The organism is Virgibacillus sp. L01 (genome assembly GCF_052246775.1).
Taxonomy (GTDB): domain Bacteria; phylum Bacillota; class Bacilli; order Bacillales; family Amphibacillaceae; genus Lentibacillus.
This window is the reverse complement of record NZ_JBQQCP010000008.1, coordinates 133671-155034: the sequence shown is the minus strand read 5'-3', so window position 1 is coordinate 155034 and position 21364 is coordinate 133671. Positions and strand designations below refer to the sequence as shown.

Annotated in this window: 20 protein-coding genes; 4 read left to right on the top strand and 16 right to left on the bottom strand. The window is 37.5% G+C overall.

Features of this window, described 5'->3' with window-relative positions:
* Positions 1–88: 88 nt before the first annotated feature.
* Positions 89–313 carry a helix-turn-helix domain-containing protein gene (locus ACTWQM_RS15220; RefSeq protein WP_010651078.1) on the top strand — a complete coding sequence of 75 codons (225 nt, stop codon included), beginning with the start codon at positions 89–91 and terminating at the stop codon, positions 311–313.
* Between the two features lie 16 nt (positions 314–329).
* On the opposite strand, the gene ACTWQM_RS15215 is transcribed toward ACTWQM_RS15220, so the two are convergent.
* The 4 genes from ACTWQM_RS15215 to ACTWQM_RS15200 all read right to left on the bottom strand — a co-directional run bounded on the left by ACTWQM_RS15215 (position 330) and on the right by ACTWQM_RS15200 (position 4132).
* The gene (locus ACTWQM_RS15215; RefSeq protein WP_443259015.1) at positions 330–788 is read right to left on the bottom strand and encodes an acyl-CoA thioesterase; all 459 of its coding nucleotides are present in this window, start codon (positions 786–788) and stop codon (positions 330–332) included.
* A 160-nt stretch (positions 789–948) separates the two neighbouring features.
* Positions 949–1713 (bottom strand): succinate dehydrogenase iron-sulfur subunit, encoded by a 765-nt coding sequence (gene sdhB / locus ACTWQM_RS15210; protein WP_443259014.1) that lies wholly within the window; start codon positions 1711–1713, stop codon positions 949–951.
* 20 nt (positions 1714–1733) lie between these two features.
* Positions 1734–3482 carry a succinate dehydrogenase flavoprotein subunit gene (gene sdhA / locus ACTWQM_RS15205; protein WP_443259013.1) on the bottom strand — a complete coding sequence of 583 codons (1749 nt, stop codon included), beginning with the start codon at positions 3480–3482 and terminating at the stop codon, positions 1734–1736.
* Positions 3483–3511: 29 nt separating this feature from the next.
* On the bottom strand, positions 3512–4132 hold the full coding sequence (locus ACTWQM_RS15200; protein ID WP_443259012.1) for a succinate dehydrogenase cytochrome b558 subunit: 621 nt from the start codon (positions 4130–4132) through the stop codon (positions 3512–3514).
* 677 nt (positions 4133–4809) lie between these two features.
* Between ACTWQM_RS15200 and ACTWQM_RS15195 the strand changes: the two genes are divergently transcribed.
* Positions 4810–5250, top strand: coding sequence for a YslB family protein (locus ACTWQM_RS15195; RefSeq protein ID WP_443259011.1), 441 nt, complete (start codon positions 4810–4812; stop codon positions 5248–5250).
* Positions 5251–5295: 45 nt separating this feature from the next.
* On the opposite strand, the gene uvrC is transcribed toward ACTWQM_RS15195, so the two are convergent.
* The 12 genes from uvrC to zapA form a co-directional block, all read right to left on the bottom strand.
* Positions 5296–7074, bottom strand: coding sequence for an excinuclease ABC subunit UvrC (uvrC, locus tag ACTWQM_RS15190; RefSeq protein ID WP_443259010.1), 1779 nt, complete (start codon positions 7072–7074; stop codon positions 5296–5298).
* A 168-nt stretch (positions 7075–7242) separates the two neighbouring features.
* Positions 7243–7557: a thioredoxin gene (trxA, locus tag ACTWQM_RS15185; RefSeq protein ID WP_092492390.1), complete on the bottom strand. Its 315-nt coding sequence runs from the start codon at positions 7555–7557 to the stop codon at positions 7243–7245.
* Between the two features lie 812 nt (positions 7558–8369).
* Positions 8370–9341 (bottom strand): electron transfer flavoprotein subunit alpha/FixB family protein, encoded by a 972-nt coding sequence (locus ACTWQM_RS15180; RefSeq protein ID WP_443259009.1) that lies wholly within the window; start codon positions 9339–9341, stop codon positions 8370–8372.
* A gap of 27 nt (positions 9342–9368) precedes the next feature.
* Positions 9369–10142, bottom strand: a complete 774-nt coding sequence (locus ACTWQM_RS15175) for an electron transfer flavoprotein subunit beta/FixA family protein (RefSeq protein ID WP_443259008.1) — start codon at positions 10140–10142, stop codon at positions 9369–9371.
* 20 nt (positions 10143–10162) lie between these two features.
* The gene (locus ACTWQM_RS15170) at positions 10163–10936 is read right to left on the bottom strand and encodes an enoyl-CoA hydratase (RefSeq protein WP_443259007.1); all 774 of its coding nucleotides are present in this window, start codon (positions 10934–10936) and stop codon (positions 10163–10165) included.
* A 110-nt stretch (positions 10937–11046) separates the two neighbouring features.
* A complete protein-coding gene (locus ACTWQM_RS15165; RefSeq protein ID WP_443259078.1) occupies positions 11047–11628 on the bottom strand; it encodes a TetR/AcrR family transcriptional regulator in 582 nt (193 codons plus the stop codon).
* Positions 11629–11759: 131 nt separating this feature from the next.
* Complete coding sequence (locus ACTWQM_RS15160) at positions 11760–13454, bottom strand: long-chain-fatty-acid--CoA ligase (protein WP_443259006.1); 1695 nt, start codon at positions 13452–13454, stop codon at positions 11760–11762.
* A gap of 452 nt (positions 13455–13906) precedes the next feature.
* Positions 13907–14314: a DUF350 domain-containing protein gene (locus ACTWQM_RS15155; RefSeq protein ID WP_443259005.1), complete on the bottom strand. Its 408-nt coding sequence runs from the start codon at positions 14312–14314 to the stop codon at positions 13907–13909.
* Between the two features lie 25 nt (positions 14315–14339).
* Entirely contained in the window at positions 14340–16685 is a 2346-nt protein-coding gene (locus ACTWQM_RS15150) for an endonuclease MutS2 (RefSeq protein WP_443259004.1), read from the bottom strand.
* Between the two features lie 30 nt (positions 16686–16715).
* Entirely contained in the window at positions 16716–18434 is a 1719-nt protein-coding gene (gene polX, locus ACTWQM_RS15145) for a DNA polymerase/3'-5' exonuclease PolX (RefSeq protein WP_443259003.1), read from the bottom strand.
* 116 nt (positions 18435–18550) lie between these two features.
* The gene (locus ACTWQM_RS15140; protein ID WP_443259002.1) at positions 18551–19105 is read right to left on the bottom strand and encodes a CvpA family protein; all 555 of its coding nucleotides are present in this window, start codon (positions 19103–19105) and stop codon (positions 18551–18553) included.
* 3 nt (positions 19106–19108) lie between these two features.
* Complete coding sequence (gene zapA, locus ACTWQM_RS15135; RefSeq protein WP_443259001.1) at positions 19109–19372, bottom strand: cell division protein ZapA; 264 nt, start codon at positions 19370–19372, stop codon at positions 19109–19111.
* A gap of 145 nt (positions 19373–19517) precedes the next feature.
* Between zapA and rnhC the strand changes: the two genes are divergently transcribed.
* Together rnhC and ACTWQM_RS15125 are read left to right on the top strand one after the other, a co-directional pair.
* Positions 19518–20447, top strand: coding sequence for a ribonuclease HIII (gene rnhC / locus ACTWQM_RS15130; RefSeq protein WP_443259000.1), 930 nt, complete (start codon positions 19518–19520; stop codon positions 20445–20447).
* A 232-nt stretch (positions 20448–20679) separates the two neighbouring features.
* Positions 20680–21327 carry a hypothetical protein gene (locus ACTWQM_RS15125; protein ID WP_443258999.1) on the top strand — a complete coding sequence of 216 codons (648 nt, stop codon included), beginning with the start codon at positions 20680–20682 and terminating at the stop codon, positions 21325–21327.
* Positions 21328–21364: the final 37 nt, after the last annotated feature.

Genomic DNA, 21364 nt, shown 5'->3' with positions numbered 1-21364 from the left:
CACCGTTTGCACTTAATTTCATAAGCTATAGTGACTAAATAATTTCCTCTCATTCTGCAGCTCTATGACAGCAAGGAGGGGTTAACATTTGAAGGACAACGAGTACAAACCGAAGCAATTATTAACCAAACGTGAAAAAGAGGTATTCGAGCTCTTAGTACAAGACAAAACAACAAAGGAAATTGCCCAGGAATTGTTTATATCAGAGAAAACTGTCCGAAACCACATTTCAAATGCTATGCAAAAGTTAGGAGTCAAGGGGCGATCACAGGCTGTAGTAGAGCTCCTTCGCATGGGGGAATTAAAGCTCTAGAAGAAACCGACTTTCATTACTGGAAGTCGGTTTTTGCTAATAATTTTTCCTTCATTGAATCCATGAGCTGAATTGGTTTTCCCGATTCAGGATCTATATACACTAATCTCCCCCGACCAGTTAAACACAACTCATTTTTGTCATTTAACGCCATGTAATGGATATCAAGGGATGTGTTCCCAATATGATTCACTTTTACATAAAGCCACATCTGTTCGTTAAAATACATTTGCTTATGATAATCACATTGTAAATCTGCAACAATAGGTACTCCTTCGTCATTACTTTTTTCATTTTGAAATAAACCAACAGACTTCAAAAATTCAATACGTGCCTCTTCAAAGTAGATAAATGCCGATACATTGTTCACATGACCAAACATGTCCGTTTCTGAGAAGCGTATTTTAATAGGTATGTAAAAGGAAAATTCAGATTGCCATTTTGTTAAATCTTTAATATATGAAACTGTTTTCAAATAAAACTTCTCCTTCCTCTTAGAAAACCTGGCTTACCGCCAGACATTGATTTAGATACGCCCTTGTTGCATTTATGCAGTAAGAAAGTATCTATACTTCTGAAAAATGGCCCTTACCAATGTTAGGTAAGGGCCATGGTATTTTCATAGTTTGATAGAATTAATGCGCGTTGTCACTACCAAAGAAATTTTTGAAAGATTGAATGTTTGTATCACGGTTCATAGCAGCAATTGATGTTGTCAACGGAATACCTTTAGGACACACCTGCACACAGTTTTGTGCATTACTACAACCCGAAATGCCTCCGTCTTCCATTAACCCATCTAAACGTTCACTTTTATTCATTTCTCCAGTTGGATGAGCATTAAATAACCTTGCTTGCGAAAGTGCTGCAGGTCCAATGAAATCAGATTTATCGTTAACATTTGGACATGCTTCCAAACAAACACCACAAGACATACATTTTGAAAGTTCATATGCCCATTGACGTTTTTTCTCGGGCATACGAGGTCCAGGACCAAGATCATAGGTTCCATCAATAGGTACCCACGCCTTGATCTGTTTTAATGCATCAAACATTTGCTCGCGATCTACTATTAGATCACGAACAACCGGGAAGGTGCTCATTGGTTCCAGATGTATTGGCTGTTCCAATTTATCTACTAGCGTAGCACATGATTGACGTGCTGTCCCGTTTATAACCATTGAACAGGCTCCACAAACCTCCTCAAGACAACTCATATCCCAGTAGACAGGTGCTGTTTTTTCTCCATCTGCATTAACAGGATTTTGGCGAATTTCCATCAAACCTGAAATAACATTCATATTTTTTTTATATGGTACTTTGAATGTCTCCTGATAAGAAGGTGAATCCGGGCTATCTTGTCGAGTTATGATAAATGTAACTGTACTTTGTTCAGCCATGCATATCTTTCTCCCCTCAATTATTTTTTAGAATAGTCCCTTAATCTCGGTTCTATAAGAGAAGTATCAACTTCTTCATATGTTATAACCGGAGCGTTTTCTGACTCATCGTATGTTGCAATAGTCGTTTTCAACCACTCTTCATCATTTCTTTCAGGGAATTCCGGTTTATAATGCGCGCCACGGCTTTCATTACGATTATAAGCACCAAGAGCAATAACACGTGCTAAATGGAGCATATTTTTTAATTGCCGAGTAAACATCACACCTTGGTTACTCCAACGGGATGTATCGTCCATATTAATGTTTTCCCATCGTCTCTGGAGATCTTTAATTTTTTCAATCGCATCTTTAAGTTTTTCATTATGACGTACAACTGTTACGTTATCTGTCATTAGTTCTCCAAGCTCTTTATGAAGCTGATAAGCATTTTCATCGCCTTCCATTTTCATAAGCTTTTCAAACTTTTCCTGTTCCTCTTTTTCCCTATTCTCAAATAACTCAGGTGACATATCTTCAACATGTGTTTCAAGTTCCTCAATATATTTGATTGCATTTGGACCAGCAACAGAGCCACCGTAGATTGCAGATAGTAATGAGTTAGCACCCAGACGGTTACCACCATGTTGTGAATAATCACATTCGCCTGCTGCAAATATACCCGGAATACTAGTCATTTGATCATAATCAACCCAAAGTCCACCCATAGAGTAATGTACTGCAGGGAATATTTTCATTGGAACTTTACGAGGATCCTCACCGACAAATTTTTCATAAATTTCGATGATACCACCAAGTTTAACATCCAATTCTTTCGGATCTTTATGTGATAAATCAAGGTAAACCATATTTTCTCCATTAATGCCTAGCTTTTGATTTACACATACATCAAATATTTCACGTGTTGCGATATCACGGGTAACAAGGTTTCCGTAAGCAGGATATTTCTCCTCCAGGAAGTACCAAGGTTCTCCGTCTTTGTATGTCCAAATACGACCGCCTTCACCACGTGCCGACTCACTCATCAAACGTAATTTATCATCCCCTGGAATAGCAGTGGGATGGATTTGAATAAATTCTCCATTAGCATACTTTGCGCCTTGCTGGTACAAAGTACTTGCTGCTGATCCTGTATTAATCATTGAGTTTGTAGATTTACCAAAGATTATTCCAGGACCGCCAGTAGACATAATTGTTGCATCTGATGGGAAGGATTTTATTTCATGTGTCTTAATGTTCTGTCCGACAATCCCTTTTCCTACACCATCATCATCTATAATAGCTCCAAGAAATTCCCAGTTTTCATACTTATTTACTAATCCCTCAACTTCATAACGTCGAACCTGTTCGTCGAGTGCATATAATAATTGTTGACCTGTAGTTGCTCCTGCATATGCTGTACGGTGTACACTTGTACCACCAAAACGCCGGAAATCAAGAAGACCTTCAGGAGTACGATTGAACATTACTCCCATACGGTCCAGTAAATTTATTATACCCGGTGCTGCGTCACACATTGCTTTTACAGGTGGCTGATTTGCAAGAAAATCGCCACCATATACTGTGTCATCAAGGTGTTTCCAAGGTGAATCTCCTTCACCTTTTGTGTTTACTGCACCGTTTATACCGCCTTGGGCACATACAGAGTGAGAACGTTTTACAGGGACAATAGAAAACAGGTCTACTACAGCTCCATCTTCAGCTGCTTTGATTGTTGCCATAAGACCGGCTAAACCGCCGCCTACAACCGCGACTTTACGATTACTCATAATATTTACTCACTCCCATTATTCTTAAATTAAACTCCATAAGCGAATTGAATTAATGCTCTTACACCGATATAGCTGATAGCCAAAAAGACGAGCAATGTTGCATATGTAACAATCTTTTGTGACTTTGGTGATTGTGTAATGCCCCAAGATACCAAAAAGCTCCATAATCCATTTGCAAAATGGAATGTAGTAGAGATTACACCCAGGATGTAAAACCAGAACATTACAGGATTGGAAAGAATGTTTTCCATTAAACTGTAGTCCAATTCTGCATTGCCCATGCCAATTTGTACACGTGTTTCCCAGACATGCCATGCGATAAAAACAAATGTAATTATACCTGTTACACGTTGCAAATAAAACATCCAGTTACGGAAATAACCATATCGTTTTGTGTTGTTTTTTGTAACAAATACAATATAAACCCCTAAAATTGCATGAAACAAAATTGGAAGGAATATAATAAAGATTTCCAATACTAACCTAAATGGTAGGTCATGCATAAAACCTGCTGCTTTATTAAAACTTTCTTCACCATATACAGCAAAATGGTTTACAACCAGGTGTTGAATCAAGAAAATCCCGATTGGTATTACCCCTAACAGGGAATGGAGTCTACGGTAAAAAAACTCACGATGTTCTGCCATGTGTTACCCCCCTCAGATATTATGTTATGTTAATTCTTAGTAATGCACAAGATTTTATGACAATAAAGCACTAACATAGTTATTGTCCAAAAATGTACAATTTATGACATATTTATTGTACTTCTAACTGTATGAAGCGTCAAGAAAAGGAGGCGCTTTATTTTTTTATGTGACATATCTCACTTTTTTATTTATACCTTAGTTTTTGCTGTTTTTAAGTTGCTTTTACCACAAATGACTTTTAAAATAGAATAATATTTCAACTTTCGTAGCGAAAATAAACGCATAAACCTTGAAGGAATAAAGAAGGTTGAAGATACACTACTTTAGTTGACTTTGGATCAACGGTACATTTTTGATAACTGCAAACTAACTGCTCAAATAATCTCGATAAACTCTCATCCCGCCGCTCCGCCCGAACTAGAGCCGCCCAAGGCGCGAGGTGTAATTCCGGAGCGGCATAATAGCACTTCAAACTTTTTAAAAAGTACTTGTAGCAGTGCAGTTTATATCAATATCGACAAACTATTATAAAACATCCTAAAATTTTTATTAGAATGCTTGCACAATGACTAATTTATATAGATAATAAAACTAGTAAACTACTACTAAGATAATCTCGAATATCGTGACCAGAGTATCTGTGAGTTGGTTACTGATAGGAAAGGATGACATCAATGTCAAATGAACACGAGTCCATGTCTGTTTCACTTTTGGATAAACTCCATACATCTGGTGCCGGGTATGACGTACTGCGATATATAGGTTTACCTGAGGTATTAGGGACTGAATCAAGTACGCTTCTATATTTCATGGGCAAAAACATTGCTAGAAAACTAGAAATTCAGTCCATAACGGATATTATTTTCGCTTTTGATAAACTGGGCTGGGGCAACCTGGAACTTGTTAAGGAAAAAAAGAAAGAACTTATTTTCCAACTAATGGCTGACTCTGTTGTATATCGGTTAAATGCACCCTTCGAAACAGATTTTCGTTTAGAAGCTGGGTTTTTAGCTGAAGCAATTCAAATCATTAAAGAGATACCATGTGAATGCATAGAAGAAATACATAAAAAAGTTCACCAAGTAGAATTCTCTATTGTCTTTACAGATTATTAAGAAATTTATGATGAAGCGAAACAATAAACAGGTTTGTTTCGCTTCTTATTTTTCGTTTTTTAAGTGGTCTAATATTACTTCAGCAATGTTTTTTGGTACACCTAATTTGGTTAGTTCCTGTAATGAAGCATTCCTAATTTCCGTTACTGATTTAAAGTGCGTTAACAGCAACCTTCTTCGCTTTTCACCTACACCTGGAATTTTATCTAATTCCGATTGAAATAAACTCTTTCCACGTAATTGTCGATGAAAAGAAATTGCAAACCGGTGTACTTCATCTTGTATCCGCTGTACAAGGTAAAATTCTTGAGACTGTCTTGACAGCGGTATAATCGCCGGTGGTATTCCATATAATAATTCACTTGTCTTATGCTTGTCATCTTTCGCCAAACCACATAAAGGAATATCCAATCCGAGTTCATTTTCTAATACATCAAGTGCTGCACTAATTTGCCCTTTACCTCCATCTACAATTATTAAATCTGGTAATGGAAGGTTTTCTTTTAGAACTCTTTTATAGCGGCGACGAATTACTTCACGCATTGTTTCATAATCATCAGGGCCTTTTACATCTTTTATTTTATATTTACGATACTCCTTTTTGTTTGGCTTGCCATCGGTGAAAACTACCATCGCTGATACAGGATCAGTACCTTGAATATTTGAGTTATCAAAAGCTTCAATACGGTGGGGCATCTCGATATGAAGAGCTTCACCTAACTTTTCTACTGCTAAAATAGTCCTTTCTTCATCACGCTCGATAATCGAGAACTTTTCTTCTAAGGCGATCGTAGCGTTTTTCATAGCTAGTTCAACAAGTTCTTTCTTTCTCCCCCGGAATGGAGTGTGAACCTCTATCTCCAGTAGTTCGCTTAGTAATGTAGTATCTGTTCCAATAGGTACTAGTAATTGTTTTGGCTTCAGATGTTGCTGGTGCAAATAAAACCTTCCTATAAAGCTAATAAAAGTATCAGATGGATCATCAAAAAACGGGAATACCGACACATCTCGTTCAATTAATTTCCCTTGTCTCACAAAAAACACTTGGATACACATCCAGCCCTTATCATAACTGTACCCAAATATATCACGGTCTACTTGATCATTTAATGTCATTCGCTGTTGTTCCATCACGACTTCAATATGCTGAATTTGATCGCGTAACTCTTTAGCTCGTTCGAAGTTTTGCTTCTCACTTGCTTCGTGCATTTTGGTTTTTAAATCTTTTTTTATTTCTTTGTGACCGCCGTGCAGAAAAGTAGTGATGCTCTGAGTTATTTCTTTATAAGTATCTTCTGATGCTGGTCGTTCACTACACGCTAAACACTGACCCATGTGATAATATAAGCAAACACGACCTGGTGGATTATTGCATTTGCGCAGTGGATACAATCGATCAAGAAGTTTTTTGGTTTCCCGGGCAGCAAGTACGTTTGGATATGGACCAAAATATTTCCCTTTATCTTTTTTTACTTTTCGCACGATCAGCAGTCTTGGATGCCTTTCTGCGGTAATCTTCAAATATGGATATGATTTATCATCTTTTAATAACACATTATATTTTGGGTCATATTTTTTTATTAGGTTCATTTCCAGAATTAATGCTTCTATTTCAGATGTGGTCACGATATATTCAAAATCCACTATTTCAAGAACTAGACGTTGTGTCTTTTTGTCATTCGCCCCAGTAAAATAAGATCTTACTCTATTTCGTAATAACTTAGATTTCCCTACATATATAATTGTATTATTTTTATCCTTCATCAAATAACATCCAGGCTGTGATGGAAGAACAGCTAACTTTTCACTTATTTGTTGATTCATAGTCAAATTCATCCCTTGTTATATGTGTTAAACTAGCTTTTTTAATATCCGTTTTTTTCTATAAATATATAGAAAGATGTATGTATTTTTAATAGTATAAAGAAACCCCCTGTCACAAAAAGCAACAAGGGATTCACAGTACTGTTTATTATACTATTTTACACTTAATTATGCATGTTTGTTAACTAATTCAACAAGTGCTTCCTTAGGTTGAAAACCAACAACCTGGTCAACTACATTGCCATCTTTAAATAGTAATAAAGTTGGGATACTCATGACACCGTATTTACCAGCTGTTTCCTGATTTTCGTCCACATCTAGTTTAACAATTGATACTTTATCTTCCATTTCACCATCAATTTCTTCTAATACTGGTGCAATCATTTTACAAGGTCCACACCAAGGAGCCCAAAAGTCAGCTAATACTAAGCCTTCAGATGTCTCTTTAGTAAAGTTTTGATCTGTAACATGAACAATTGCCATTTTCATTCCTCCTCAATCAATCTTAAGTTGAGTATATCATCGTTAGTATTTCCTTGCGAATAGTTTGCTTATACACTATATACTTTTCGCACATTTTGCTGCTTATTAATCTTCGTTTTTAATATAAACTGCGAACTAAAATGCTGAGTGCTATGACGCCGCTTCGGAAATACACTTTGCGCACCAAGGGCGGCAGATGAGCCTCCTTGCTCCTACGTCGCTGCGTAGTCTCATCTAGGCCTCAGCTCGAGGCTGCTGAAAAACTACCATCTTCTTAACCAAGTAAGAATCAATTCCCAATTTTCATGCAATATTCACCTTATAGTGGAGAGTAACATATCATTTTACCTCTTATTCACTATATAAAGTGGGAATAAAATTTTCCAAAATATGTTTTTCAGCAGCCTCGCCTCAGCTCCCACAGGAGTCTCCGTGTATTTCCTACGCTGGGACTGTTTAACTTGATTTTCTTAGCCATAGGGAACACTTCAACTTCTAATCAAGAAGCCTCTTCCAGTAGAGGCAGAATACGTAGACTCCTATGGGAACAGCACGTTCCGAAGACAACAGAAGAAGCGACTAAATGAGGTCGTTCCCATGGAAAGCGAAGTATTCTGCCGAAACGAATGTAAGCACTCAGCCATCATTAGAACAAAAGAAAATCTTCACTAATTCGCATTTTATAGACACTGTGTCTTAAACTCAGTGCTTGGAAAAAGCAACAATCTTTTAGAAAACAACTATGTCCTATAATGTTATTCGAGTGCGAAGTAAAAGACCTGATCAAAGATTTAATCAGGTCTTATAAAAAATTATTTTAATTTCTTAACTTCTTCTATTAGCTTTGGAACTACATCAAATAAGTCGCCAACAATACCGTAATCAGCAACGTTAAAGATATTCGATTCTGGATCTTTGTTAATAGCTACGATTACTTTTGAGTTAGACATCCCAGCCAAATGCTGAATAGCACCAGAAATACCTACAGCAATATATAAATCTGGTGTTACAACTTTCCCTGTTTGACCAATTTGAAGTGCATAGTCACAATATTCCGCGTCACATGCACCACGTGAAGCTCCAACCGCTCCACCTAATACATCAGCCAATTCGTATAATGGTTTAAAGCCTTCTTCGCTTTTCACACCACGGCCACCTGCAATAATAACGTTTGCTTCTGATAGGTCCACGCCTTCTGAAGCTTTGCGGATAACTTCTTTAATTACTGTACGAATATTGGATATTTCCACGTCTTTTGAACTTACATCACCAGTACGAGATTCATCACGCTCCAGTGCAAGTATATTATTAGGACGGATTGTAGCAAATGTTAAACCACTTGAGATAGTTTTCTTTTCAAATGCTTTTCCAGAATATATTGGTCGGATAAATACTGCTTTATCACCTTCTATTTCTATTTCAGTCGCATCTGAAATTAAGCCGGTTTCTAATTTACTTGCTAACTTAGGTGTTAAATCTTTTCCAATTGCTGTATGACCCATTATTATTCCATCTGGTGACTCGTCATCAATAACAGGTAAGATAGCCTGACCATACCCTTCCGATGTATATGCCTTTAAATCATCATGTTGAACCGTAATAACACGATCTGCACCATAATAAATCATTTCCTGTGCTTGATTACTCAAGTCATCATTACCACACAGTACACCAACAATATCCCCGTCAGAATTTATTTTTTTTGCTGCTGCGATTGCTTCAAATGTTACATTACGTAAAACGCCGTCTCTTGCTTCGCCAATAACTAGTAATTTATCACTCATGTCTTTTCTCCTTTCTGTAGTAAAGGTTTACAGTACTTTTGCATCATTTTTCAGTAAGGAAACGAGTTCCTGAACTTGTTCGTCTATCTCACCTTCAAGAACTCTGCCAGCTTCTTTTTCTGGTGGGAGGTATATATCCACTGTATTTGTTTTTGCTTCAACGTCTTCTTCTTCCAGGTCAAGGTCATCAATTTCCAATTCCTCTAATGGCTTCTTCTTCGCTTTCATAATCCCTGGAAGTGAAGGATACCTTGGTTCATTTAGACCTTGCTGACATGTTACAAGAACCGGAAGACTTGTCTCGATTTTCTCCACGTCACCTTCAACATCTTTATCGATCTTTACTATTTCCCCATCGATTTCCAATGCAGTAATCGTAGTAACGAAAGGAATTCCAAGACTTTCTGCGAGCCTTGGCCCAACTTGACCACTTGCCTCGTCAATCGCTACATTCCCTGCCAGGATCAAGTCTGCTTCCTTATCTTCGAAGTAAGTTTGTAGAATTTTGGCTGTTGTATACTGATCTCCATCTTCAAGATCATCTTCTGTATTTATAAGTACTGCTTTGTCTGCACCCATGGCTAAAGCAGTGCGCAGTTGTTTTTCAGATTCCTCGTCACCTACTGTAACAACTGTCACCTCACCACCGTGAGCGTCTTTTTGTTTAATTGCCTCTTCCACAGCATATTCATCATATGGGTTAATGATATATTCAGCGCTATCATCTTCAATTTTCCCATTTGAAACTGCGATTTTTTCTTCTGTATCAAATGTCCTTTTTAACAATACATATATGTTCATTTGTGATATCCTCCTTTAAACTATTTATCTTGGAAGTTAGGTTTGCGCTTCTCTATGAAAGCTTGCACACCTTCTTTTGCATCTTCTGAACCAAAGATCTTGCCAAATGCTTTTGCTTCCTCATGGACCCCTTGTGTAAACTGTTCTGTTTTTGAATAAGGAATTAATTCCATAATATTATTGATTGTCGGTTTACTTTTGGCTGCAATTGTTTCAGCAAGTTTAGTCGCTACTTCAAAAACTTCCTCATCTTTCACAGCCTGATTTGCAAGGCCGAATGCCTTAGCTTCTGTCCCGCTAATTGGCTGACCGCTTAAGATCATTTCATATGCTTTAGCTGTTCCGACATATTGCGGCAAGCGTTGCGTGCCTGCAAATCCCGGAATAATACCCAATGTTAATTCAGGTAATCCCAACTTTGCGCTCTCTGTAACTATTCTAATATGACATGCCATGGAAAGTTCCAATCCTCCACCGAGGGCTGCCCCATGTATAGCAGCAATCACTGGTATAGAAAAGTGCTCAATTCGGTTAAACAGCTCTTGACCTTTTTCCGCCAAGGCTTGATAGTCAGATGCATTTTGCAGGGATGTGAACTCCTTAATATCCGCACCTGCTGAGAAGAATTTTCCTTCCCCTCGTAAGATTATTGCTTTAATCATGTTATCGTTTTCAATTTCGTCCAACTTTTCACCCAAATCACGTAATAGATTGCTAGATAACGCGTTGGCTGGTGGACTTTGAATAGTTAAAATTGCAACGTTGTTCTGACTTTCATACGCTAGTGTCCCCAAGTCAATCCTCCTCTGCTGTTTTTTTTAGCAGTTAAGAAAGAATAATTACTTTCTTAAAGCATAAATGCAACTAAGCCTTACGTTGTTATATTGCCGATAAGCCAGGTTTTCTAAACAGAAAGTCCATTTGTTATTAATGCATGGACATCCGAAGTCTGTTTAACTAAATCATACCTTTGTTCTTTCATTACCCAGTTTGTAACTATTTCATCGAGGGTACCAAAGATCATTTGCCTGACAAGAGGAATATTTAAATCATCCCGAAATATTTTTTCTTCCATACCTTCTTCAATTATATCATCAATTACAACTAAATACGGTTTTAGAACTTCATTTATTTTCATCCGCAATGCTGTATTTGACTGTCTTAATTCCAATTGCGTAACAATAGCTAAGTGATGGTCATTTGCAAGCTGCAAAAAATGCATTTCAATTAGCGTACGCAGTTTTTCATCTGCATTTTGTTTATCATTGGTACTGGATGCAATCTGTTCGATAAACTGCCCCATTTTTTCTTCAAAAACAGACACAAGAATATCTTCTTTATTTTTAAAATAAAGATAAATTGTTCCATCGGCTACTCCTGCTTTTTTGGCAATTTTAGATACTTGTGAAGCATGATACCCGTTATCTGCAATTGTTTCAACAGCTGCCTCGATAATTTGTTTGTATTTCGGTCTGTTTTTCTTCATGATAATCTCCTTAGCATATACCTCTTGCTTACAAACTGAATGAATGGTCATTCACCCTAATTGTACAAAGTTGCTTCAATAATGTCAATATAAAGCTTGTACGATAATTATACAAAAAGAGAGCGATTTGCTCAAATTGTTTTACTTTTTTCCTGCATCTTTTCTTTCTCTTCATCTACTAACTTCCTCCGTAGTATCTTACCTACTGCGGTTTTTGGCAGCTCCTCACGAAACTCATAAATTCTTGGCACTTTAAAAGCTGCTAGGTGTTTCCTGCAATGTGCGTTTAATTCTTCTTCCTCTATCTGGTAACCTGATTTTTGCACAACATACGCTTTAACTGTTTCTCCACGATACGGGTCAGGAATTCCTGCTACAACTGCTTCTTGTACAGCTTCGTGCTCGTATAATACTTCCTCTACTTCTCTAGGATAGATATTATATCCACCAGCAATTATCATATCTTTTTTTCGGTCAACAATATAGAAATAACCTTCTTCATTCATATAACCCAAATCACCTGTAAACAACCAGCCATCTTTTAAAACATTGTCTGTTTCTTCCTGATTGTTCCAATACCCTTTCATGATCTGTGGGCCTTTAACCGCAACTTCTCCTACTTCACCTACTTCAGCTTCTTCCATAGTTTCTACCCTGAATATCTTTGCATCCGTATCTGGCCATGGCACGCCAATACTGCCGTTAACACGGTTATCCCAGACAAAATTAGCATGGGTAACAGGTGATGACTCGGTTAATCCATAACCTTCCACTAAACGTCCACCGGTTACCTTTTCAAACTGCTCCTGTACTTCTGTTGGCAACGGTGCAGATCCGCTTATACAAGCTTCAACAGATGATAGATCATATTTCTTTAAATTGGGATGATTTAATAATCCCACGTAAATTGTTGGTGCTCCCGGAAACATAGTTGGCTTTTGTTTATGAATTGTTTTAAGTACTTCCTCAGCATCAAATTTCGGCAGAAGCACCATCTTAGACCCAAACATAATGGCCATATTCATCACGGTGGTCATCCCGTATACATGAAAAAATGGTAAAACGCCTAAGACAGTTTCCTTTCCTGACTCAGCCTTATATAACCATGCTTGACTCATTTGTACATTAGCTACCAAATTGTAATGGGTTAGCATAACTCCCTTCGGATGTCCGGTTGTGCCACCAGTATATTGAAGCAATGCAAGGTCTTCTTTAGAATTGACTTCAACCGGGCTGTAGTCATCATTCCCATTTTCAATAATGGATTGCCAAATATGCGTATCTTCTGATTGTTCAACTTTTACAACCATGTTATATTGTTTCTTCTGGATAAAAGGGTAAATCAGATTCTTTGGAAATGGTAAATAATCCTTAATACATGTAACAATTGTATGTTTAAGCGATGTGCTTCCCCGGACATTTGTAACCCGGGGCAATAAAATGTCCAGACAAACGATAAATGTTGCACCGGAATCGTTTAGTTGGTATTCAAGCTCCCTCTCCTTATATAAAGGGTTTGTCTGAACGACCACAGCTCCAGCCATTAATGCCCCGTAATAACTTATTACTGCCTGTGGGCAATTTGGAAGCATGATTGCTACCCGTTCACCTTTTTCAAGACCAAGGGACTGCATGTATTTCGCCATCTTTCTGGCCTGTGAATAAACTTCTGTGAACGTCATTTCCTTACCCATAAAATGAAGCGCTTTCTTTTCAGGGTATAATTCAGCTGTTGCTGCCAAAAATGAATGTAACGGCTTCTCGTCGTATTCAATTGTGGTTGGTATCTCTTCTGGATAATGTACATGCCAACGTTTTTTCTCCATATATTTTAATTCCTCCTTTTTATCTATTAACTTCATTATACCGATTAATTAGTATTTTTTGAAATTTTATTTATTTGATTCAATTTCATTAATACTTGTAATCATCATTTATCCGAACTATTTCACGAATAAATGTTTTGTTGTTCGTCAATCCAAAATACTATGATAGTTGATTTCCGCTGCGTGCGGCGACTCCTTCGGGGATAACATGAACCTTGAGAACCCGCAGTGCAACAGAACGAGGGTGCTCAATTCAGGCCCTCGAAAAGTGTCTGCCTGCAGTGTAAATCATTAGGTATAGCACTCTAATAAATGTTTGGATTTACTGCTATATTTTTCGAATGATGAAATTAAAAATTCTTGTTAAATTAAGTATATGATACCAATGACTATAAAAATAACTGCAATTACGGCTAATATTTTAGCTAGTGTTTCCAATGTTGTCTCTCCCCTTATCCAATACTTGCACCGATGACAAAAGCTAATCCAACAGAAATCATCATCGAGATAAATCCGACTGCATTGTTCCCTTTTCCAATTTCCTCATCGACTTTGATAGTCGGTGTTAAAAATTCAAATATAAAATAACCGATAAGTAATAATAAAAATCCAAAAACACCCCAGCCAATACTCTCTATAAGCGTATCATTATGTTCAATCGAATAGCGAAAAATGGTAGCTATACCAAAGATTTTCCCTCCTGTTGCCATTGCTACAGCAAAATTCCCGCGCTTAATTTCTACCCAATTACGGTATGAGGTAACAAGTTCAAACACCGCTAAGAATACAATTGTACAAAGAATAACCACGCTGTATCTTGCAGCAGTCTCCACGAAAATAATCTCCCAAAAGTCAGACACTTGAAGTTCTCCCCCTTTTTTTCTGTTACTTCAGTTCCAAAATTGTAACACCGCTTCCGCCTTCACCTTGTGACCCTGACCTAGCAGAGGTTATACTAGGGTGTCTTTGAGTAAATTCCTTTACTCCCTTCCGAAGAGCACCGGTACCTTTCCCATGGATAATTGATACCTTGGGGTAGCCAGCGAGAATCGCGTCATCAATATATTTCTCCAGTTTTACTAACGCATCCTCGAATCGCTGACCTCGTAAATCAAGCTCTGTTTTTACATGATAACTGGATCCCTTTACAGTGGCCATCGGTCTTTCAACAGCAGTGTTTTTCTTATTTACGAGCTGTAATTCATTCCGTTTTACTTTAACCTTCATTATTCCAACCTGAACAAGATATTCGTTATCGGTAACTTTCTCCAGAACGGTTCCTTGCTGATTTACTGATAGTAGCTTGATTTCGTCACCAGCTTGTAAACTCTGTTTGTCTGTGACTGGTTCTTTAGCTGACTCATCATTTTTTTTGCTGGAAAGATTAGGCTGAGCCTCTTCAAGCATCTTCTTGGTTTCAATCCACTCATGTTCTTTTAATTGTGAATCGGATTTCATATTTCGTAATTCGTCAACAATCATTTCAGCTTCTTCTCTGGCATTCTGTAACGACTTTTCTGCTTTTTCCTCAGCTTTTTTATACAACGATTCACGCTTTTCCTCGAAATGTTTCCATTCCTTCTCGATATCTTTTCGCAATTGTTCACTAGCAAGTAAAGTATCATGTGCCTCCTGATAGTCTGATTCAGCTTGACGCTGTGATTTCTCAAGAGAGGCTATCATGTTTTCCACACTTTTAGAATCAATACCAATATGACTCTTAGCATGATCGATAACTCTCTCGTCAAGTCCCAGTCGCTTGGAAATTTCAAAAGCATTACTGCGTCCTGGTACACCTATCAGTAAACGATAAGTCGGTTTTAATGTTTGTACATCAAATTCCACGGAAGCATTAACAACATTCTCCCGGTTGTATCCGTATGCTTTTAACTCTGGATAATGTGTTGTTGCAACAATACGTGAACCACGCGAAATCACTTCATCCAAAATAGACATCGCCAATGCCGCACCTTCCTGCGGGTCTGTGCCAGCACCAAGTTCATCAAAAAGAACTAAAGACTTATGATTGACATTCTCCAGAATCGAGACAATATTGGTCATGTGTGAAGAAAAAGTACTTAGACTCTGCTCAATTGATTGTTCATCACCGATATCCGCAAAGACATCCTCAAATATAGCCATTTCACAGCCATCAAATGCCGGAATTCTGAGTCCTGACTGAGCCATTAATGTGCATAAACCGATCATTTTCAATATTACCGTTTTACCGCCCGTATTTGGTCCCGTGATAACTATTGATGTATAATCTTCTCCCAATTCCACATCATTAGCAACCACTTCATCCATTGATATAAGCGGATGGCGTGCTTGGGTCATTTTTATAATTCCACTATCATTCATTTTTGGCATAGCTGCTTTCATTTGCATTCCTAATTTTGCCCTGGCAACCATAAAATCAATTTTGGCTAATACAGTTACATTTTCATATAAAGAATCCTCATTACTTGCGATATGATCACTTAATTCACGCAAAATCCTGTCAATCTCCTGTTTTTCCTTAACCTTTGCTTCCTGCAATTGATTATTGAGATCAACAACAGCTTTTGGTTCCATAAATAATGTCGCACCTGAAGCGGATTGATCGTGAACAATTCCGCCAACAGATCCTCGATACTCCTGTTTTACTGGTAAAACATATCTGTCATTTCGAATCGTTATAATTGCATCTGACAGCATATTACTTTTCGATTTTGTGTAACCATCCAGCTTATCACGTAATCTGCTTTCATACGTCCGAATGGAAGAACGGACACTACGTAATTTAACCGAGGCACTGTCCATCATATGTCCGTTATCATCGATACAGCTATTAATATGAGTTTCCAAATCACGTAACGAGATAATCTGTGTTCCAAGATTTTTTAGAATTGGCATATCTTCTTCTATTTTTTCCATAAAACTTTTTACCTGACGTGCCGCATAAAGGGTGTTTGCAACTTCCAGACACTCCTCAGGACGCAGCACACCACCAATGACACTTCGTTTAATACTAGCGCGTATATCAAATATCCCACCTAATGGAATGGTTGCATTTAACCTTAAGATTTGACTGGCCTCATCTGTTTCTGCCTGCAATTCTTTTACTTCGTCTATATTTATAGAAGGTTTTAAACTGGTACAAAAGTCCTTCCCCATCGAAGTAGCCGCCTGTTTACTTAATTGATCGGTTATTTTATTAAATTCAAGTACGTGTAGAATACGCTCATTCATAAAGACTTGCTCCTTTTACTTTCTTCCCATTTATTTAGTACGATTCATGAAGTTGATTAGTTTCTCTTTTGACCAGGTATTTAATACGGTTTCCTTTTTAATCCAGCCTTTACGTGCTGTACGTACACCATATGTCATATGATCAAGCATATTATAGTTATGCGCATCGGTGCTAATAGCAATTTTGACTCCAGCACTTTGGACTTTTCGAGCCCATTCAGCTGAGAGATCTAATCGGTTTGGATTAGCATTGATTTCCAGTGCTGTTCCAGTTTCTTTTGCACGTTGAATTAACTTATCAACATCAACGTTATACCCCGTACGGCGACCAATAAGTCTCCCCGTAGGATGCGCAATTAATGATACATATGGGTTTTCAAGCGCAGCATATAACCTTTCCATAATTTTCTCCTGTGACTGATTAAAGCTTGAGTGAATAGCTCCGATTACGAAGTCCATTTCCTGCAAAAACGTATCATCAAAATTTAATGAACCATCAGGTAAAATATCCATCTCGACACCAGCAAATACCTGGATATCATCATACTTTTCGTTCAACCTATTTATTTCTTCTCTCTGCTTGCGCAATCTAGCCTCATTTAATCCATTAGCAACCTGCAAAAACTTAGAGTGGTCTGTTATTGTAATATACTCATAATTTTTTTCACGAGCACGGTTAACCATCTCTTCTAAAGATTGTGCACCGTCACTCCATGTCGTATGCATGTGTAGGTCTCCACGAATATCCTCTAGATTGATTAGTGGTACATGTTCACGAAACGCTTCCACTTCACCGGTGTTTTCACGTATCTCTGGCGGAATAAACTGTAATCCAAAATGCTCGAAAAATTGCTTCTCATCCTGGAATGTTATGGTTTCACCTGTTTCCTCAATGTCAACTCCATACTCGTTTATCTTCTCACCCTTGGATTTAGCCAATTGTCGCATTGCAACATTATGATCCTTTGACCCGGTAAAATGGTGTAACGTTGAGGCAAATTCATTTGGCGCTACTATCCGAAAATCAATATTTACATCATATACATCTTCCAATGTAACGGATACTTTTGTCTCGCCTTTAGCAATTACTTCTTTTATATTCTCCATTTCAAGTAATCCATCGCGGACAATTTCCGGATGTTCCGATGCAATAATAAAATCGATATCTTTTACGGTTTCACGCATTCTCCGTAAACTTCCAGCACGGGAGTATTCATGAATAGCTTGTATTTCTTGCAGATATATTTCAATTCGTTCCGCAATCGGCAGCATAAATGCTATTGGCAGTCGTTCCGGACGGGTGTTTGCATCCTCCAGAGCAGCAAGTATTTTGTCGGCTGATTTTTTTCCGAAGCCTTCAAGACTTTCCACTTTTCCACTTTCACAAGCTACCTTAAGCGAATCCGCATCAGTAACACCTAGCTCCTGGTAAAACTTGGCTAGCTTTTTCCCGCCAAGACCTGGAAGGTTCAGTAGCGGTATTAAACCATTGGGTACTTCCTTTTCTAACTGATTTAAGGTTTCAGAAGATTCATTTTCAATATATTCATCAATTACTGCACTTGTCCCTTTTCCAATACCCTTAATCTTCTTGAAGTCTTCTATATCTGTCAAAGAACGATCATCACGCTCGAGAGCCTGTGCTGCTTTTCGATAAGCAGAAATTTTAAAAGGATTTTCTCCTTTAAGTTCCAAATATATAGCAATTTTTTCAAGTAATTTAATTACATCTTTCTTGTTAATTGTCATTGTATATCACCTACTATTTTTACTATGAAAAAAGACTGATTCATGGAGAGGTTATATCTATTGTACATGACATACAAGGACTACCCTAATACGTTGAATCAGTCTCAGTTATTCAATTAAAATTTAAGCAAATCATCAACGTGTTCAAACCATAATGACTTAATCTGTTCTGATAAAACTGGTGTATGTTCAACAATAAATAATGCTATAGACGAGCTGTTTATCCAGGATTGTACTTCTGTTAATGGTGTTAATGCCAAAACATATAATACCACAAAAATCAGCAGATAAATCTCTACGAATCCCAACACTGCTCCCAATAATTTATTTACAGAGTTTAAAATTGGCAAGTCCGCTACAAAATCAAGCATAGATGCTATGATTTGCATAATTATCTTGGCAACGAAAAAAATAATTGCAAAAGCTATTGCGTTATAAAAAGCACCTTCAATAGGCAATGACTCTAAAAAATCTGCCCATGCGCCACTATTTTCTAATTCAGGATACGGAATCCATAATGCAAGACGCGGGGCAAGCTGATCATAGTATAAGGCTGCAAGTATGAATGCTGCAATAAATCCTAGTAAATGAAAGGCTTGTAATATAAAACCTCTTTTTAATCCGATAAAAAAACCAAATATTAATAATGCAATTAATATAATATCAACCATACGCTATTTATCCTCTTCCTTGTTTTTTGAACCTAATAATGTTGCATAGTCTTCTTTTAATTTCATATAATCATTCATCGTATTTACAGCTGTAAGAACGGCTAGTTCCGAAGTAGTAAGCTGTTGGTTCCCCCCGTGAATATCACGCATTTTCTGATCTACTAGACTTGCAATCAGTCGAACGTGGTCCGCGTTTTCCTTACCAACAACTGTATAAGATTTATTATGTATTTCAACTGTTATACGTGTTTTATCATCTTGGGTCACACGAATACACTCCTAAGTGAAAAATAGTCCACTATATATTAACACAAAGTTTGCCATTGAGGAAACTCTTGGCGATACGAAATCATTCTTTTCATTTATACCCGACATTTGCTATAGTAAGTAGATAATCTAATTGGAGGATCCTATGCCACAAAATGTATACACTATACCAAAGAATACAATAGAAGAAATGAGACGCTTTTACGCTAATACACTTCAATCAACACCTCAAGGAGCTGTTTTTCGTGCCAAAACTTCAAATGCAGTAATAACTGCATATAAGTCGGGAAAAGTAATGTTCCAAGGGAATGCTCCAGCTGTTGAGGCAGAGAAATGGACAGATAAAGCAAAAGAGTCAGCTAAAGCTGCTCCAAAAACAAATAAAACGACTGTCTTCTCTCCACCAGATACTTTATTCACCAGCAATCATATTGGTTCAGATGAGGCAGGTACAGGAGATTATTTTGGACCAATCACTGTAGCGGCAGTATTTGTTAAAAAAGAGCAAATTGAACTGCTCAGGGAGTTGGGTGTGAAGGATTCTAAAAATTTAACAGACTCAACGATTCGAAAAATATCCAAAGATATTATGAATCTCGATTTACCCTATTCCTTATTAATCTTACATAACGAAAAATACAATAAACTGCAAAAGCAAGGTTGGACACAGGGAAAAATGAAGGCGATGCTTCATCACCACGCCATTAATAATCTACTTAATAAGATAGATTCAAACTCAGCAGATGGCATTCTGATTGATCAATTTTGTGAACCGGCTGTTTATAAAAAACATATAGCAACGGAGAAGCAGAAACTTGCGGATAATACGTATTTCATGACAAAAGCCGAGAGTTATTCGATCGCAGTTGCTGCAGGGTCAATTATTGCCCGAACCAGCTTTCTGAGTGAAATGGATAAACTGTCAGCCAAAACTGGAATAGCACTGCCAAAAGGAGCTTCCAAAAAAGTTGATCAAACCATCGCACGTGTCATGAAATCCAAAGGTGAAAAAGCCCTGAACTCATACGCAAAAACACATTTTGCCAATACAAAAAAGGCAAAAAATTATCTCTAACACCAGGTGAGTTGAGAATGCAGCACCGATTGAGCATTAAATTGCAGGGAAATTTGATGCTCTTTTTATGTTGATAGAAAAGGTTGTATTGTTTTTTTAAATAGGAAGCGCTTGCTCTCTGTTGTCTAACACAACTTGCCGTACTCAACTTTCATTTCTTCACTTGGCCAACCATCGCTACAGGATTCTCACAAATTACCATTAACAACGCCAATGCCGCTAAGCAATTTTGATGTTGCTCACTTCACGCCCTGATCACGAATATGATATAACGACTGGAAATTCTGGATATCAACCGCAATTTCGATATATCAACTGGAAATACCGGATATCGACCGCAATTTCGATATATCAACTGGAAATTCTGGGTATCAACCGCAATTTCGATATATCAACTGAAAACACTGGATATCGACCGCAATTTCGATATATCAACTGGAAACACCGGGTATCAACCGCAAATTCGATATATCAACTGGAAACACCGGATATCAACCGCAATTTCAATATATCAACTGGAAACACTGCATATCAACCGCAATTTCGGTATATCAACTGGAAATACCGGATATCGACCGCAATTTCGATATATCAACTGGAAATTCTGGGTATCAACCGCAATTTCGATATATCAACTGGAAATACCGGATATCAACCGCAATTTCGATATATCAACTGGAAACACCGGGTATCAACCGCAATTTCGATATATCAACTGGAAACACCGGATATCAACCGCAATTTCAATATATCAACTGGAAACACTGCATATCAACCGCAATTTCGATATATCAACTGGAAACACCGGATATCAACCAATTGGGGTATGAAGAGGTCAGCGATATATGGGATACTTTCATATCTGCCAATAAATCTATAAACTGCGTGATAATATTATAACCTTCCATGTTATGGTG